16 protein-coding genes are annotated in these 15,562 nt (G+C 68.6%); 4 read left to right on the top strand and 12 right to left on the bottom strand.

The annotated features are described in order from the left end of the window. Nucleotides 1-19: 19 nt before the first annotated feature. A complete protein-coding gene (locus ACLARN_RS21380; RefSeq protein ID WP_409493212.1) occupies nucleotides 20-1,360 on the top strand; it encodes an alpha/beta hydrolase family protein in 1,341 nt (446 codons plus the stop codon). Between the two features lie 30 nt (nucleotides 1,361-1,390). Here the strand turns inward: ACLARN_RS21380 and ACLARN_RS21375 are convergent, their stop codons facing one another. The 9 genes from ACLARN_RS21375 to ACLARN_RS21335 all read right to left on the bottom strand — a co-directional run bounded on the left by ACLARN_RS21375 (nucleotide 1,391) and on the right by ACLARN_RS21335 (nucleotide 8,925). Beyond that, complete coding sequence (locus ACLARN_RS21375; protein ID WP_409493211.1) at nucleotides 1,391-1,786, bottom strand: hypothetical protein; 396 nt, start codon at nucleotides 1,784-1,786, stop codon at nucleotides 1,391-1,393. Between the two features lie 163 nt (nucleotides 1,787-1,949). Further along, nucleotides 1,950-2,429, bottom strand: a complete 480-nt coding sequence (locus ACLARN_RS21370) for a hypothetical protein (protein WP_409493210.1) — start codon at nucleotides 2,427-2,429, stop codon at nucleotides 1,950-1,952. A gap of 37 nt (nucleotides 2,430-2,466) precedes the next feature. Next, nucleotides 2,467-3,264, bottom strand: coding sequence for an ABC transporter permease (locus ACLARN_RS21365; RefSeq protein WP_409493209.1), 798 nt, complete (start codon nucleotides 3,262-3,264; stop codon nucleotides 2,467-2,469). Next, entirely contained in the window at nucleotides 3,242-4,096 is an 855-nt protein-coding gene (locus ACLARN_RS21360) for a 2-aminoethylphosphonate ABC transporter permease subunit (protein WP_409493208.1), read from the bottom strand. The genes ACLARN_RS21365 and ACLARN_RS21360 overlap by 23 nt, the downstream gene beginning before the upstream one ends. Continuing rightward, nucleotides 4,093-5,154 (bottom strand): ABC transporter ATP-binding protein, encoded by a 1,062-nt coding sequence (locus tag ACLARN_RS21355; RefSeq protein WP_409493207.1) that lies wholly within the window; start codon nucleotides 5,152-5,154, stop codon nucleotides 4,093-4,095. Before ACLARN_RS21355 ends, ACLARN_RS21360 begins: the two co-directional genes overlap by 4 nt. Next, nucleotides 5,151-6,170, bottom strand: coding sequence for a 2-aminoethylphosphonate ABC transporter substrate-binding protein (locus tag ACLARN_RS21350; RefSeq protein WP_409493206.1), 1,020 nt, complete (start codon nucleotides 6,168-6,170; stop codon nucleotides 5,151-5,153). Before ACLARN_RS21350 ends, ACLARN_RS21355 begins: the two co-directional genes overlap by 4 nt. A gap of 15 nt (nucleotides 6,171-6,185) precedes the next feature. Next, entirely contained in the window at nucleotides 6,186-6,860 is a 675-nt protein-coding gene (locus ACLARN_RS21345; protein ID WP_409493205.1) for a phosphonatase-like hydrolase, read from the bottom strand. Beyond that, the gene (locus tag ACLARN_RS21340; RefSeq protein ID WP_409493204.1) at nucleotides 6,854-7,966 is read right to left on the bottom strand and encodes a TIGR03364 family FAD-dependent oxidoreductase; all 1,113 of its coding nucleotides are present in this window, start codon (nucleotides 7,964-7,966) and stop codon (nucleotides 6,854-6,856) included. Before ACLARN_RS21340 ends, ACLARN_RS21345 begins: the two co-directional genes overlap by 7 nt. A gap of 182 nt (nucleotides 7,967-8,148) precedes the next feature. Beyond that, nucleotides 8,149-8,925, bottom strand: a complete 777-nt coding sequence (locus ACLARN_RS21335) for a GntR family transcriptional regulator (protein WP_409493203.1) — start codon at nucleotides 8,923-8,925, stop codon at nucleotides 8,149-8,151. A gap of 158 nt (nucleotides 8,926-9,083) precedes the next feature. Between ACLARN_RS21335 and ACLARN_RS21330 the strand changes: the two genes are divergently transcribed. Continuing rightward, nucleotides 9,084-9,257, top strand: a complete 174-nt coding sequence (locus tag ACLARN_RS21330) for a hypothetical protein (RefSeq protein ID WP_409493202.1) — start codon at nucleotides 9,084-9,086, stop codon at nucleotides 9,255-9,257. Between the two features lie 124 nt (nucleotides 9,258-9,381). Further along, complete coding sequence (locus ACLARN_RS21325; protein WP_409493201.1) at nucleotides 9,382-10,188, top strand: S1 family peptidase; 807 nt, start codon at nucleotides 9,382-9,384, stop codon at nucleotides 10,186-10,188. A gap of 87 nt (nucleotides 10,189-10,275) precedes the next feature. On the opposite strand, the gene ACLARN_RS21320 is transcribed toward ACLARN_RS21325, so the two are convergent. Together ACLARN_RS21320 and ACLARN_RS21315 are read right to left on the bottom strand one after the other, a co-directional pair. Beyond that, on the bottom strand, nucleotides 10,276-11,382 hold the full coding sequence (locus ACLARN_RS21320; protein ID WP_409493330.1) for an NAD(P)H-dependent flavin oxidoreductase: 1,107 nt from the start codon (nucleotides 11,380-11,382) through the stop codon (nucleotides 10,276-10,278). A gap of 24 nt (nucleotides 11,383-11,406) precedes the next feature. Next, nucleotides 11,407-13,020 (bottom strand): acyl-CoA synthetase, encoded by a 1,614-nt coding sequence (locus ACLARN_RS21315; RefSeq protein WP_409493200.1) that lies wholly within the window; start codon nucleotides 13,018-13,020, stop codon nucleotides 11,407-11,409. A gap of 58 nt (nucleotides 13,021-13,078) precedes the next feature. Between ACLARN_RS21315 and ACLARN_RS21310 the strand changes: the two genes are divergently transcribed. Continuing rightward, nucleotides 13,079-13,867, top strand: coding sequence for a crotonase/enoyl-CoA hydratase family protein (locus ACLARN_RS21310; RefSeq protein ID WP_409493329.1), 789 nt, complete (start codon nucleotides 13,079-13,081; stop codon nucleotides 13,865-13,867). Between the two features lie 105 nt (nucleotides 13,868-13,972). Here the strand turns inward: ACLARN_RS21310 and ACLARN_RS21305 are convergent, their stop codons facing one another. Beyond that, nucleotides 13,973-15,532, bottom strand: coding sequence for an acyl-CoA synthetase (locus ACLARN_RS21305; protein WP_409493199.1), 1,560 nt, complete (start codon nucleotides 15,530-15,532; stop codon nucleotides 13,973-13,975). Nucleotides 15,533-15,562 lie beyond the last annotated feature (30 nt).

The raw sequence follows: 15,562 nt of genomic DNA, 5'->3' as shown, positions 1-15,562 counted from the left end.
CGGGCGGGATCATCGGGTCATGTCCAGATCTGAGCAATCCGAAGGAGCAAGAGGACCCTTAAGTCGTGCGGGTATCGCCGCACTGGCCACGGTGTTGACGGTTCTGCTCGCGCCGGCCGCGGCGCGTGCAGAACCGTCAGCCGGATCGCGGCTGACGTTGCCCGCCCCGACCGGCCCGCATCCGGTCGGCACCGTGTCGATGCATCTGGTCGACAAATCCCGTTCGGACCCATGGATACCGACGCGGCCATACCGTGAGCTGATGGTGAGCGTCTGGTACCCGGCCCGAGACGCCGACCGCTACCCGATCGCACCGTACCTACTCAAAGGCGCTGCGGACGGCCTGGCGACCGACGTAGCCACGTGGGGCACCGGCTCTCCGGTCCTTCCGAAAGGCAGCGTGGACTTCTCCACCGTCCGCGCCCACGGCCGGACAGGAGCACCGGTGGAGCTACGCGGAGGCCGTCGCCCGGTGGTGCTGTTCTCGCCGGGACACTTCGCGCCACGTGCCCTCAACACCACCCTCGTCGAGGACCTGGCCAGCCATGGATCCGTGGTGGTGACGATCGACCACACCTACGAGAGCGACGTCGACTTCCCGCCCTCCGCCACCCATCCCGGCGGCAGGGTCGAAAAGAGGCAGGTCAAGCTCCCCGCCAGTGAGGCGGAGGTGGTCGAATTCAACCGCACGACCATCGCCGCCAGGGTCGCCGACACCCGGACCGTCCTCGATCGACTCCACGTCCTGGCAAGCGGACGGAACCCCGACGCCGGGGAGCGACGCCTGCCCGCCGGTCTCGCCGACGCACTGGATCTGACCAGGGTCGGCATGTTCGGCCACTCCGGCGGTGGCGCCACGACCGCCGAGGCCATGTACTACGACAACCGCATCAAGGCCGGTGTCGTCGTCGACAGCCACCTCGGTTACGGCATGGGCGTCTCAGGTCCGGTGCTCCCGCCGGTCGCCACCGACGGGCTGGACCGCCCAGTGCTGTTGTTCAGCAGTTCGGGCTTCAACCTCACACACCGAGAACCGGCAGACCCCTCGATCGCGTCATTCTGGGCCCACCAGCGCGCCTGGAAACGAGACCTGCAACTGCAGAAAGCCAAACACATCTCCTTCGCCGACTACGAGTCTCTGCTCCCGCAGATCGTCGCCTCCGGCGTCGCGAAGCTCCCACCCGACACGACGCCCGAGCAGTACCTCTGGGGGCAGATCGGCACACTTTCTCCCGGTGAGGCCGTCGGTACCAGCCGCGCCTATCTTCGTGCTTTCTTCGACCTCCACCTGCGGCACCGCCCCACCGGTCTCTTCGACCGCCCGTCCCCGCGCTATCCCGCCGCCGATCTCATCCCTTGACCGGCATGCTCCGGGTCGTGCGAGTGCGCGTTACCGCATCTGCTTCAACACGACGGTCCGTTCACCCAGCGGCGCCGCCAGCGACACCGAGATCACCGGGTGCCGGATGTCCATCGTGCACATCTGGCCGGTCTGGCCCTTCAGTTCGGTCAGGTTGACGGTGACCCGGGTGCCGTCCTGCTGCGCGGCCTCCGCGGTCGCGTGCCCGCAGCCGCCTTCCTGGCCACGGATGTTCAGGATCGTCCCGCCGTTGCTCGTGTACACCTCACGCGGGTAGTCCGCGGGGAGGGCCGCCGCGTCGAGCTGTTTGTCCGGCAGCTTGGTGCTGCCTTCCGGGACCTCCTGGCGTGGCGCGTTGGGCACCCCGGGCTGGCTCGGTGCGGACGTCGGGGCAGACGACGGCGGAGCGGTCGACGGCGCCGGCACGGTACTCAGGGTGCCGCTCCCGGGTCCGGCCGCGGGTTCCGCCGCCTGGTTCTGCGCCCCGCAGGCGGATACCGCAACGACGATCAGGCCAAGGCCGATTACATTCGTTAAGTACCTCATGCGGCTAGGACGGAACGGGGCCGCTGTGGGGTTGCACATGATCTCAACCCGCTTCCAGAACCACGGCGCGCGGCCCGATCGGCTCGGCGAGCTTCACCGGCAGGACGGCGTAGCGGATGACTTGCGGGCACATCCGCCCCGGCTCGCCGTGATCGATCTTCACCTTGATCACGACCCGCCGCGCGTTCTGCTCGGCCAGGTTCGCTGTCGCCTCATCGCAGCCGCTCAGCTCGATGTGCACCTTCACGAGCGCGCCTTCTTCGGCGCTGACCTGCGCGGACACCTTGGCGTCGACCTGCGACGGCGGCAGCATCTTGTCCGAGGGTGGCGGGCCGACGGTCGGCCGCGAGATCGGTGGTTTCGCGACCGGCGGGCTCGCCGGGAGTGAGGTGGGCAGATCCGACGGTGTGGTGACGACCGGAGGGGTGCTCGTGTTCGCCGGTGCTCCGGGGCCGCCCGCGCCGCAGGCCGCCGTCGCGGCGAGCACGAGCCCCGCGCCCAGCGTCTTCGCTGCGTTCTTCATGGTTCCAGGACGGAAACGGGACCACGAAGGGTTGCATTCAACGCTGTGCCGCACGACCGCGGGCGAGTCCGAGGATCACCACCCCGGCGAGGGTGACGGCCAGCAGCAGCACCGTGCTCGCCGACGCCAGGAACACCTGTCCCCGGTCCGTGAGCGCGAAAATGCTGGCGGGCAGCGTGCGCCAGTCCGGTGGGTACAGCATCATCGTCGCGCCCAGTTCACCCATCGACATCGCCAGCGCGAGACTCGCCGACGCCGAGATCGACGGGAGCAGCACCGGCAGCCGCACCCGCAGCAGCACACGGACCGGCCCCGCGCCGAGGCTCGCCGCCGCCTGCGCCAGCAGCGGGTCCATCCGCGCTATCGCGGCGGAGACCGTGCTGTAGGAGAACGGCAGCAGGATCATCACGTGCCCCAGCAGGACGATCCAGCGCGTGCCGTTGAAGGCCAGCGGCGGACGGCTGAACGCGACCAGCAACGCCAGTCCCAGCACCACCGACGGCACCGCGATCGGCAGGTGGAACAGGGTGTCGACGGCCTTCCGGAGCTTGGGCGGCGCGGACTGCGCCGCGAGCGCGGCCCACGTCCCCAGCAAAACCGATACCAGCGAAGCGATGACGCCGGTCTGGATGCTCACCGAGAGACTCGCGAACGTCTCCCCGGACAGCGCCTGCGCGAAATGCGAGCCGGTGAGTGCCCCCGGCAGCAAGCCGGTCCAGTTCCCGGCGACCGACGCCAGCACGATCATCAGCAGCGGCGCCAGCACGATCGCGACGAACAGCACCGCGAACACCGCCCACAGCAGTATCCGGCTACGCCTTGTCCACAGCAGCACGACGGCCTCCGTTCGTCAGTCGCCGGTAGGTTCCGTACAGGGCGAGGGAGAACACGACGTTGACCACCGCGATGACACACGCCTGCGGGAAGTCGAACGTGACGATCCCCTTGCCGTACACCAGCATCGGCAGGGTCGTGACGTCCTTGGCGCCGAGGAACAGCACGATGCCGAACTCGTTCATCGCCAGCAGCATGGTCAGGCACGCGCCGGAAGCCAATGACGGCAGGGCTTCCGGCAGGATCACCTGCCGCAGCACGCGGCCGGGTTTCGCGCCGAGGCTGGCCGCGACCTCCATCTGCGCCGACGACACCTGGCCGAACGCGGCGAGCGCCGGCCGCATCACGAACGGCGTGTAGAAGGTGATCTCCGCCAAGAGGATCCCGAACGGCGAGTACAGGAACCCGCCCGCGCCGAGGATTCCCGCGCTGCCGTAGATGAAGGTGAACGCGAGCGCGATCAGGAACGACGGGAACGCGAGCACGGTGTCCACCAGCCGCGAGAGCGTCCGCGCGCCGGGGAACGGCACGAACGCGATCACCAGCGCGAGGAACGTCCCGAGCACGACACAACCCGCGGTCGCGCCCAGTGCGAGTGCGATCGTCTTCCAGGCGGCGTCCCGGAATTCCGCCGAACCCAGGACGTCGAGCCAGACCGAAAGCCCGAATTCGCCGGTCTTCGATTCCAGTGACTGGAGGACGACCAGCACCAACGGGTAGCCGAAGAAGCCGAGCAGCACGAGCACCGGCGGCAGCAGGAACCAGCCGTGGCCCGGCCGTTTCTCCTGCCGCCGCGCCGGTGCCGCCGTGGCGGTCAGCGCGATGCCGGTCATCCGATGCCCACCAGCGGACAACCGTCCGGAATGGACACTCCGACCCGCTCCCCCACACTCGGCAGTCCCTCGACGTCCGGAACCTCGGCGCGGACCTCGCCCCCGTCGTGCGCGAGTTCGAGGTCGAGCCGGAAGCCCGTGCCACGCCACTGGACACCGCGCAGCACCGCGGGCAGCGCCCCGGGGGCGTCCGCCGCGGTGATCCCGACCCGGTGCGGCCGGACGCCGAGCGCGACGGGCTGCCCCGCCCGGATGACGCCGGACGGGTCGGCCGCCAGTTCGCGATCACCGAGCCGGACGCGGGTGCCGTCGAGCTGGATCAGTTCCACCGGGATGAGGTTGGACGCGCCGAGGAAACTGGCGGTGAACTCCGTCGACGGACGCTGGTACAGCTCCCGGCTCGGCCCGAGTTCGACCAGCTTCGAGTCGCGCATGACGGCGATCCGGTCGGCCAGCGCCAGTGCCTCGCCCTGGTCGTGGGTGACGTAGATCAGCGTGGTGTCGGGCAGTTCGGCCCGCAGCCGCAGCAGTTCCGCGATCATGTCCTCGCGCAGGGCGGCGTCCAAAGCGGACAGTGGTTCGTCCAGCAGCAGCACGCGCGGGCGGATGGCCAGTGCCCGTGCGAGCGCGACCCGCTGCTGCTGCCCACCCGAAAGCTCACGCGGGTAGCGGCGGGCGTACTTGCCCATGCCGACCAGTTCGAGCGCCTCGGTGACCCGGCTCGCCGTCTCGGCACGAGGCGTTTTCCGTGCCTTGAGCCCGAAAGCGACGTTGGCCTCGACACGCATGTGCGGGAACAACGCGTAGCTCTGGACGACGACACCGAGGCCACGCCGGTGCGGCGGCAGGTCGGTGACGTCCTCGCCGTCGAGCAGGACCCGGCCCGTGCTCGGCACGACGAAACCCGCGAGCGCCTTCAAAGCCGTCGACTTTCCGGAGCCGGACGGCCCGAGCATGGCCAGGGTCTCCCCTCTCGCCACCGTGAGGTCCAGTGGCGAGAGGGCGGTCGTCTGTCCGAAGCGGACGGACACGCCGCGGAACTCGACCGCCGGGGTCATCGGCCCACGGCCTTCTTGTACGCGGCGAGGTCGGCGTCGAGCTTCGCGAGGACGGCGTCCCAGTCCGGCTGCCAGATGTCGACGCCGTCGAGCACCGCCTTCACCTTGTCCGCGCGCGGGCCCGACGGAGTGACGTCGGTCCGCGACGGTGCGCCGAAGGCGTCCACGGCCTTGCCCTGCACCTCGGGCGAGAGCAGGAAGTCCAGGAACTTCTTGGCGTTCTCCGCGTGCGGCGCGTTGTTCACGAGACCGGCGTAGTACGGGAGCGCGAACGTGGACCGCTTGCCCTGTGCGTCGGCGGGGAAGAAGATCTCGAAGCCGCCGCTCTTTTCGATCGAGGCGAGGTTCATCTGGACGTCACCGTTGGCCACCAGGATCTCGGCCTTGGCCACCTTCGGCTGAAGCTTGCCGGTGGAGGAAGACGGGCCGACGTTGTTGGCTTCGAGCTTCGCGAGGTATTCGAGCGCGCCCTGTTCGCCGAGGACGTGCTGGAGTTGCAGCAGGACCGCGGTGCCGTCGCCCGCCTCGCCGGGGGTCGAGTACTGGAGTTTGCCCTTGAGCGACGGGGCCAGGAGATCGTCCCAGGTCTTGGGCGAGGCCTGCGGGTTGCGGATGAAGCTGAGGTAGTTGTTCATGATGGCGAAGTAGCGGCCCTGGCCGTCCTTCTGCCCGGCGGGGACCTGGTCGACCCCGGACGGCGCCGTGGTGGCGAGCAGGCCCTGCGACGCGGCCCGCTGGATGAACGGCGGGAGGGTGACCAGGATGTCGGCCTGGGTGTTGGCCTTCTCCTTCTCCACCCGCGAGGCGACCTCGCCCGATCCGGCGGTCACCGCCTGGACGGTGATGCCGGTCTTGGCCTTGAACTCCTCGATGCGCTGGGCGTACCAGTCTTCGAGACCGTCCACTGTGTACATCGTGACGGTCTGGTCGCCGGACGCGCCTCCGGCGGTACCGCCACAGGCGGCCAGGGTGATCGTGAGCAGCCCGGCGAGGGCGGCGGCCGCGAGTTTCTTCATGTCTTCAAGCTCCTTTTAGGACAGCAGGGCGGGGAGGTCGCGGACGGATTCGAGGACGTGGGTGGCGCCGGCGGCTGCCAGTTCCGGCTCCTTCGCCGATCCGGTGAGCACGCCGGCGACGATCGAGGCTCCGGCGGAGAGGCCGGTCTGGACGTCCGACGGGGTGTCGCCCGCGACGGCGATCCGGCGGACGTCACTGATTTCGAGCCGCAGCGCGGCGGCGAGGACGAGGTCGGGGAACGGGCGCCCGCGGACTCCTTCGCCTGGCGCCAGCACGGCGTCGGCGAGGCCGTGCCAGCCCAGCGCGTCCAGGATCGCGTTCTGCGTGCTCGCGGCGAAACCGGTGGTGAGCGCGACCTTCACCCCTTGGGCACGCAGTTCCTGGATCGTGTCCTCGGCGCCGGGGATCGCCTCGCAGTGTCCGTCGGCGACGAGTTTCCCGTAGGCGGCCTGGAATTCGGTGTTCGCGCGCTGCGCGAGGTCCTCGTTCCCGTCGAGCAGGGCGCGGAAGACGACGATCTTGGACTGTCCCATGGTCTCGACGACGTAGTCGAGCATGCCCGCGTAGCGACTGTCCTCTTCGGACACACCGGCGGCGGCGATCGCGGCGGTGAAGGCGCGGATCACCAGGCCGTCGTCGGCGACGGTGGTCCCGGCCATGTCCAGGACGACGAGTTCGGTGTTCACCATGAAAGCTCCTTGGCGGTGTCTTCGGCGATGGCGGGCGAGCAGGTCATGCCCCGGCCACCCGGTCCGGTGACGAGCCAGGCGTTGTCCGCGACGCGGGCGCGGTGGACGATCCTGGAGGTGTCGGTGGTCTGGGCGTAGACCCCGGCCCAGCGGCGGGCGATACGCGGGAGCGGCCGTCCGAGCAGGGCTCCGGTGACCTCGGCCAGGTGGTCGTACGGGTCTTCGGTGGTGTCGAAGGAGAACGGCTCGTCGTACTCGTGGGTGTCGCCGATGGTCAGCGAGCCGTCGAGGCGCTGGACCATGAGCAACTGCATGGCGTTGGCCGCGGCGATCTCGCCCTGCGGCTGCCCGGCGTTGAGGCCGTCGAGCGCTTCGCCGCGGTACGCCGGGTAGTAGCGGAAGCTGTCGGCGTCGGCGACGGTGGTGGTGAGGTTTTCACCCAACGGCTCGGTCTGGGCCATCTGCAGCCGCACCCGGCGGACCGGGGTCTGCCCGGCGAGCTCCTTGACCAGGCCACCGGTCCAGGCGCCGGTGCACAGGACGACGACGTCGCCTTCGTGCGTCTCGCCGGTGTCGTCGACGACGCCACGGGTGGTCAGGTCGCGGATCTCGCGACCGGGCACCCAGGTGTAGCGGCCGGACTTCGCCAGTTCGGCGCGCAGGGCGGGCTGGGCGACGCGCGGTTCGACGGCGGCGTCGCGATCACACCAGAGCGCGCCGAGGAAGTCGCCGCGCAGGGCCGGGTTCAGCTCGCGGGTCCGGGCGGCGTCGAGCAGCTTGAAGCCGCGATCCTCCGTGCTCGCCGCGGCGGCACGGGCGACGGCGAGTTCGGCCTCCGTGCGGACGACGGTGAGGGAGCCGTTCGGCCGGAAGCCGATCCCGGGCACCCGTTCGCCGATGCGCTCCCACAGCACCCGCGCCCTGGCCGCCGTCTCCAGCTCGGGGCCGGTGGCGCGGCCGCCGACCCAGACCAGCCCGAAGTTACGCACGGACGCGCCCCGGGCCTCGGGTTCGCGTTCGATCTGGACGACGTCGTGGCCGCGTTCGACGGCCTGCCAGGCGTGCTGAGTGCCGAGCACTCCGCCGCCGATGATGAGGATTCGCACACCGCAGACGCTCGCCTGCGCGCACCAACGCTCCGTGACGGCGGCCCTAACCCCAGGTGAAGTACCTCCGAAGTTTGGACCAGACCTGTTATCTTTGCGTTACATTTCACCGCAAGTAGTCCTCTGCTTGCGGTCGTTGAAAGTGCAAACACCGCGACTAGAGGACCAATTGCGCGGGCGGGCTACTCCACGCGGCCGAGCCTGGTCTCGAAGGAGAGTCTGTCGCCCCGGAACAGCGACCGGACGCGTTCGAAGGGCACCCCGTCGGAACCCCAGGACGTCCGGTGCATCAGCAGCATCGGCAGCGCCGGGTTCGTCCCGATCAGCAGAGCCTCCCGGGGCGTGGCGAGCACGGTCTCGACTCGCTCCTCGGCGCCGTCGAAGACCACGCCGAGCCTTTCCCGCAAACACGCGTAGAGCGACTGTGTGGGATCGAACACATCCATCAGCGTCGGGAATCGCTCGGCGGTGAGATAGGTCGATTCCAGCCCGACCCGCTCGTCGTCGGCGAGCAGCACCCGTTCGATGTGGATGACGTCGTCGTCGGGATCGATTTCCAGTTCCGAAGCCAGCGACGGACCCGCCTCACGCCGTTCCAGTGAGATCAGATTCCGGCCCGGCCGAATGCCCTGCCTCCTGAGTCCTTCGGTGTAACTCACCAAGGCGAGCGGCTGGACGAGCTTGGGGCCCGCGACGTACGTGCCGCTCCCCTGCCGCCTGCTGAGACGCCCTTCGAGCACGAGTTCACCGACGGCCTGGCGGACCGTCGCGCGGGAGACCTCGAATCTTTCGGATAGTTCCCTTTCCGTGGGAAGTACCGCACCTTCACCCAATTCTGATATCACATCGAGCAGTTCGACTTTCACCGCGTAATAACGCGGAACGCGGCCGTGTTCGGGAATACCGTCACGGACCGGACCGTCGGCGGTCGGATGGGCTCTCGGCGAACGTGTTTTCACTGTGGAGATCCTAGGCCGAATTCACCTGCCCTGTACTGACCCGAACGAAGTGTTCATGCCACGCTCACACTCGTGGACGAAACGGGCACACTCCTTCGGCGGAGCGGCACCCGCGACGCCGTCTTCGTCGCCTGCGCCGCCCCGGGACTCGGGCAGCCGTGGCGGAGCCTGTTCGCGGCGACGCATCGGGCCGTGTCGTCGTCGCCCTGCTCGGCTGTGCCGTGCTCACGTTCAGCCTTCCGGCGGTTTCGGTGCTCACCGGTTCCGGAGTAGTGGCGGTAGGCGCTCTGGGCTACGCCATTCGTCGGCGGTTCGGCGCGAACGTCCGTTAATCACCATCATCGGCCCAAAGATCCGAAGAAAGTTGGTTGTCCCGACGTCCGTCCACCTGCTGTAGTCAGTTGGCCGCAGTCAGTCTCCCTGCCTCCACTGTGGACAGCCGGAAGGAATGAACCCTTGGACATCAAGCGTCGGTTCAGCCTGCTCAAAAAGACCCTGATCGCCGTCGCGGCGGCCGGAACCCTGGCGGCTCTCGCCACGGCTCCCCCTGCCGCGGCCGCTCAGCCGCCGTCCACCGACGTGGTCGGTGGAACCCGAGCCGCCCAGGGTGAATTCCCTTGGATGGTAAGGCTTTCGATGGGCTGCGGCGGTGCGCTCTACACCTCGCAGATCGTGCTGACCGCCGCGCACTGCGTGTCGCGGACCGGGGCGAACACGAGCATCACCGCCACTCTCGGTGTCGTGGACCTGCAGAGCACCGCGGCCAAGAAGGTCAAGTCGACCTACGTGCACCGGTCGCCGACCTACCCCACCTCCACCGGTGGTGACTGGGCCCTGATCAAGCTCGCCAGCCCGGTCACCGGGATCCCGACGCTGCCGATCAACACCTCGGCGGCCAACAACAGCGGCACGTTCACCGTGGCGGGCTGGGGTGCCGCGACCGAGGGCGGAGCGCAGCAGCGTTACCTGCTCAAGGCCAACGTGCCGTTCGTCTCCGACTCGACCTGCAAGGCACAGGGCGGCAGCTACGCCGACCTGATCGCCAGCGCCGAGATCTGCGCGGGCAACGTCAACTCCGGCGGCGTCGACACCTGCCAGGGTGACTCGGGCGGCCCGATGTTCCGTCGCGACAGCGCCGGCGCCTGGACCCAGGTCGGCATCACCAGCTGGGGCGAGGGTTGCGCCCGTGCGCACGCTCCCGGCGTCTACACCGAGGTGAGCACCTTCGCGACCGCGATCAAGAACGCGGCCGCCGGTCTGTAGCTTCATCGCACGGCACGGCATGCCATGAACGGCCCGTTACTTGCAAATTTCGCAAGTAACGGGCCGTTCATAGCGTTCGGGGGCACCTCAGCGAGTCTTGTCCAAACGTGACAGTGCTTCGTCGTACCCCGACACCAGTTCCGCGATCACCTCGGCGACCGGGCGCACCCGGTCCATCCGCCCGACGATCTGCCCGACCGGCATCGAGACGACACTCGGATCCGACGCGTGGTGAATCCTGTTGTGCGCGTGGGAAACCAGCAGGTTCTGCAACGGCATCGGCAGCGGTTCGGGCGCGTCCGGTGACGCCCACGCCTCCGTCCACCGGGTCTTGAGCAGCCGCGCCGGCTTCCCGGTGTAGATCCGCGTCCGGACGGTGTCGGACGAACCCGCCGCGACCAGCGCGCGTTGCATCGCCTCGGAATCCCCCATGGTCTGGAGGTATTCCTCGGTGGCGAGCCAGAAAGAGCCCATCCACACGCCGGAAGCGCCCAGCGCGAGTGCCGCCGCGACCTGCCGTCCCGAGCCGATCCCGCCCGCGGCGAGCACCGGGACGCGGTCGCCGACGGCGTCGGCCACCTCGGGCAGCAGGACCATCGACGCGATCTCGCCGGTGTGCCCGCCCGCCTCGTAGCCTTGCGCCACAACGATATCGACGCCGTTGTCGACATGGCGGACGGCGTGCTCGGCCTTACCCGCCAGTGCCGCGACCGGCACGCCCTTCGCGTGACACTGTTCGATGACATCCACCGGCGGTGACCCCAGGGCGTTGGCGATCAGCCGGATGGGGTGTTTCAGCGCGACATCGACATGCGCCCTGGCGACCGAATGCAGCCAGCCCAGCACCCCGGCGCGTTCGTCGGTGTCGTCGGGCAGGGGCGGCACCGCGAGGTCACGCAGCGTCCGCTCCACGAAGTCGCGATGCTCCCGCGGGATGAGTTTCGCGAGATCGACCGACGTCCCTTCGGCCGGGATCTTGGCGGGCATCACGATGTCCACCCCGTACGGTTTGCCGCCGGTGTTCTCGTCCATCCAGGACAGGACGGAGTCGAGTTCGGCGGCGTCGTTGAACCGCACGCAGCCCAGCACGCCGAGCCCACCCGCCCGGCTGATCGCCGCGGCGACGTGTTCGGACGGGGTGAACCCGACGATCGGCAGGTCGATCCCGAGCCGGTCGCACAGTGGTGTCCAGATCCGCGACGTCCGCATGAAACTCCTTTACGCCGGTTGGCTGATGGGCTCGTGCTCGGAGGCGTAGCGCTGCGCCCACGGGTAGTCCGGTTTCCCGCTGGGCGACCGGCCGATCTCCTCGGCGAGCCAGAGCGTGCGCGGCACCTTGTACCCGGCGATCTCGGTCCGCACATGCGCTTCGAGCGCGGCGAAGTCCAGCTCCTTGCCGGTCCTCGGCTGGATCACCGCGGCCACCCGCTGGCCGAGCCGGTCGTCGGGGATGCCGATGACGAGCGCGTCGAAGACGTCCGGATGCGACTTCAGCGCACCCTCGACTTCTTCCGGGTAGACCTTCTCGCCGCCGGTGTTCACGCACTGCGATCCCCGGCCGAGCAGGGTCACCGTGAGGTCTTCTTCGTAGCGCGCGTAATCACCCGGAACGACGTAACGCTTGCCGTCGACCTCGACGAAGATCTTCTCCGTCTTCGCGGGATCCTTGTAGTACCCGAGAGGGACGTGCCCGCGCCGCGCGATCAGCCCGATCGCTCCCGGTTTCGGGTCGACGAGCGCGCCGTCGTCGTCCACCAGGATGGCGTCCTTGCCGAAGTTGACCCGCGGACCGGCGGAATGGTCGCTGTCCTTGCTGACCATGCCGATGCCGGTGAACCCGCTTTCGGAGGATCCGATCGCGTCGGTGATCACCACGTGCGGCACCATCGCGAGGAATTCCTGCTTCACCGACTGGGAGAACAGGGCCGCGTGGCTCGACACCGCGACGAGCGATGACGCGTCGTAGTCGCCCTCGCGGAAAGCGTCGATCAACGGCCGCGCCATCGCGTCACCGACGATGGTGAGCACCTGGACCTTGTTCTCCTGCACGGCTTTCCAGACCTCGTGCGCGTCGAACCGCGGCACGAACACGACCGGGCTGCCGGTGAACAGCGCGCCGAACGCGGCCCACTGCGCGGCGCCGTGGATCAGCGGCGCGGCCGGAAGCCGGACCAGGCTGCCCGATTTACCCTGTTCGGCGAGCGTCCATTCGTCCGGGACGTACTCGCCGGTGACGAAGTTGATGCCGCCGCCGAGCGCGCGCCAGATGTCCTCGTGACGCCACAGGACACCCTTGGGATACCCGGTGGTCCCGCCGGTGTAGAGGATGTAGAGGTCGTCGGCGCTGCGCTCGGCGAAGTCGCGCTCGGGTGAGCCTTCGGCGAGCGCGGCTTCGTAGTCCACGCCGCCGTAGGACGAGTAGTCGCCGTCGCTTCCGTCGTCGACAACGACAACGTGTTTCAGTTTCGGCACCTCCGGCAGGACGGCGGCGACCTTGTCCGAATAGCCGCGCTCGTGGACCAGCGCCACGAGGTCGGCGTTGTCGAACAGATACCGCAGTTCGCCGTGGACGTAGCGGTAGTTGACGTTGACGGCGATCGCGCGCAACTTGTACGCGGCGACCATCGATTCCAGTGCCTCGATCGAGTTCCGGGAATAGACACCGATATGGGATCCAGGTCCCACGCCGTGTGCAGCGAGGTGATGCGCCAGCCGGTTGGCGCGCTCTTCCAGTTCGGCGAAGGTGACCCGCCGATCGCCGCAGACGACCGCGATGCGCTCCGGCACGGCGTCGACGGCGTGCTCGAGTAGATCCGCGATGTTGAGTGCCACTTCCCCAAAGTAGAACATGTTATCGTTCTGGGCAATGGCCGCTCTTTGGGAGGTTTCGGTGGGCGAACCGCACGCGCTGGTGGAAAAGATCGAACACACCCTCGTGGTCACGATGAACCGGCCGGAGGCCCGCAACGCGCTCAGCGGCGAGATGCTCGGAATCATGGTCGAGGCGTGGAACCGGGTCGACGAGGACGACGACGTCCGGTGCTGCGTGCTCACCGGCGCGGGTGGCGCGTTCTGCGCGGGCGCCGACCTGAAGTCGATGTCGAAGAACTCGCCCAGCGACTCGTTCGAGAAGGGCACCTTCGACCCCAGCCGCATCGAGGGCCTGCTCAAGGGGCGACGACTGACGAAACCGTTGATCGCGGCCGTCGAAGGTCCGGCGATCGCGGGCGGGACGGAGATCCTGCAGGGCACGGACATCCGCGTCGCGGGCGAGAGCGCGAAGTTCGGCGTGTCCGAGGCACGGTGGAGCCTGTTCCCGATGGGCGGCTCGGCCGTGCGGCTCCCCCGCCAGATCCCGTACACCGTCGCGGCCGACCTACTGCTGACCGGACGGCACATCAAGGCGGCCGAAGCGCTGGAGATCGGCCTCATCGGGCACGTCGTCCCGGACGGCAAGGCCCTGGACAAGGCGCTGGAGCTGGCGAGCCTGATCGCCGCGAACGGACCCCTAGCCGTCCGCGCGATCCTCAAGACCATGCGCGACACCGAGGGCATGCACGAGGAGGCGGCCTTCAAGCTCGACGCCCAGTACGGCATCGAGGTCTTCGCCAGCGAAGACGCGAAGGAAGGCCCCCGCGCCTTCGCCGAGAAGCGCAAGCCCGTCTTCCGAGGCCGCTAACCCGCAACACGCGTGATCAGGCGGACAACACGCGTGATCAGGCGGAGAACTCGGTGTTCTCCGCGTGATCACGCGTGATCGCCGTCTGATCACGCGAGGTACGGGTTACGGGGCGCAGTGACCGGCCCAGTAGGGGTCGCGGAGCTTGCGCTTGTAGAGCTTCCCGTTGGGGTCGCGCGGGAGTTCGGGCAAGTAGTCGACTGAACGCGGGAGTTTGAACTTCGCCAGGCGGGCGGCGGCGTACTCGAGGATCTCCGCGGTCAGGTCCTCGGAGGGTTCTACACCGTCGGCGGGCTGGACGACGGCCTTGATCGCCTCGCCCCAGTCCTCGTGCGGGACGCCGAACACCGCGACGTCGGCGATCTTCGGGTGCATCACCAGTTCGCCCTCGATCTCCGCCGGGTAGATGTTGACCCCGCCCGAGATGATCAGATCCGCCTTGCGGTCGTGCAGGAAAAGGTAGCCGTCCTCGTCGAGATGCCCGACGTCGCCGAGGGTGAACAGGTCCCCGACCCGCGCTTTGTCCGTCTTGACCCGGTCCTTGTGGTACTCGAACTTCGAGTCGCCCATCTTCATGTACACCGTGCCGGTCTCGCCGGCGGGCAGTTCGGCGCCCTCGTCGTCGAGGATCTTGATCGTCGAACCCGGCCACGGCAGCCCCACCGAACCCGGTTTCTTCAGCCACTCCTCGCCCGAGATCGCCGTGCCGCCGCCCTCGGTGGCCGCGTAGTACTCGGTGACGACCGGGCCCCACCAGTCGAGCATCCGCCGTTTGACTTCCAGCGGGCACGGCGCGGCGCCGTGGATCATCACGCGCAGCGAACTCAGGTCGTAGGCCGCGCGGACGTCGTCCGGCAGCCCGAGCAGGCGCCGGAACTGCGTCGGGACCATGTGGCTGTGCGTGACGCGATGCCGGTCGATCAGCCGCAGCATGTCCTCGGCGTCCCAGCGGTCCATCAGCACCGCGGTATGCCCCAGTTGCAGGGAGATCGCGACGAAGTTGAGCACCGCCGTGTGATAGAGCGGCGACCCGCACAGGTGGACGTGCTCGTCGTGCGGTGTCAGCCCGAAGATCCCGAAGAACCACGTCGAGGCGCCGGGGACGTCGTCGGGATCCGCGCCACTCAGCGGCCGCCGGACGCCCTTGGGCCGTCCCGTCGTCCCGGAGGTGTAGAGCATCGGCGAGCCGGCCGTACGCCTCTCCGGACGTCCGTCGCCCTCGCCCGAGCCAAGCTCCTCGATCCGCCGGAAGCCCGGGACGTCACCGACGGCGAACCGCCCGCGTTCCGGGATCCCCGCCTCGTCGGCGGCGGCGATCGCGACGTCGGCGAACCGCTCGTGCGCGAGGAACGCCTTGGCGCCGCTGTCGGCGAGGATGTAGGCGACCTCGGGCCCGACCAGGTGCCAGTTGACCACCACGATGTACAACCCGGACTGAATGGCGGCGAAGTAGGCCGCCACGAGTTCGTCGCCGTTGGGCTGGAGGACGACGACCACGTCCCCTGCTTCCAGCCCGAGGGCCTGCAAACCCCGGGCGTACGCGTTCGCTTTCGCGGCCAGATCGCCATAGCCGATCGAGCGGCCGTCCGGATCGACGAGCGCGACCCGCTCCGGCTCCTGAGCGGCGATGTTCCAGACCCCAAGTGTCCCCGTAGCAGTCGACATACGCGCAAATCTAGAACGCGTTCCACTCAA

The sequence above is a fragment of the Amycolatopsis sp. cmx-11-12 genome (genome assembly GCF_046269425.1).
Taxonomy (GTDB): domain Bacteria; phylum Actinomycetota; class Actinomycetes; order Mycobacteriales; family Pseudonocardiaceae; genus Amycolatopsis.
Note: the sequence above shows the minus strand (reverse complement) of the source record. Positions and strands in the feature narration are given on the sequence as shown.

Coding starts and splice junctions, on each gene's coding strand:
- ACLARN_RS21380 (WP_409493212.1), top strand. CDS start 20: ATGTCCAGATCTGAGCAATCCGAAGGAGCAAGAGGACCCTTAAGTCGT.
- ACLARN_RS21370 (WP_409493210.1), bottom strand. CDS start 2,429: ATGAAGAACGCAGCGAAGACGCTGGGCGCGGGGCTCGTGCTCGCCGCG.
- ACLARN_RS21360 (WP_409493208.1), bottom strand. CDS start 4,096: ATGACCGGCATCGCGCTGACCGCCACGGCGGCACCGGCGCGGCGGCAG.
- ACLARN_RS21355 (WP_409493207.1), bottom strand. CDS start 5,154: ATGACCCCGGCGGTCGAGTTCCGCGGCGTGTCCGTCCGCTTCGGACAG.
- ACLARN_RS21350 (WP_409493206.1), bottom strand. CDS start 6,170: ATGAAGAAACTCGCGGCCGCCGCCCTCGCCGGGCTGCTCACGATCACC.
- ACLARN_RS21345 (WP_409493205.1), bottom strand. CDS start 6,860: ATGGTGAACACCGAACTCGTCGTCCTGGACATGGCCGGGACCACCGTC.
- ACLARN_RS21305 (WP_409493199.1), bottom strand. CDS start 15,532: ATGTCGACTGCTACGGGGACACTTGGGGTCTGGAACATCGCCGCTCAG.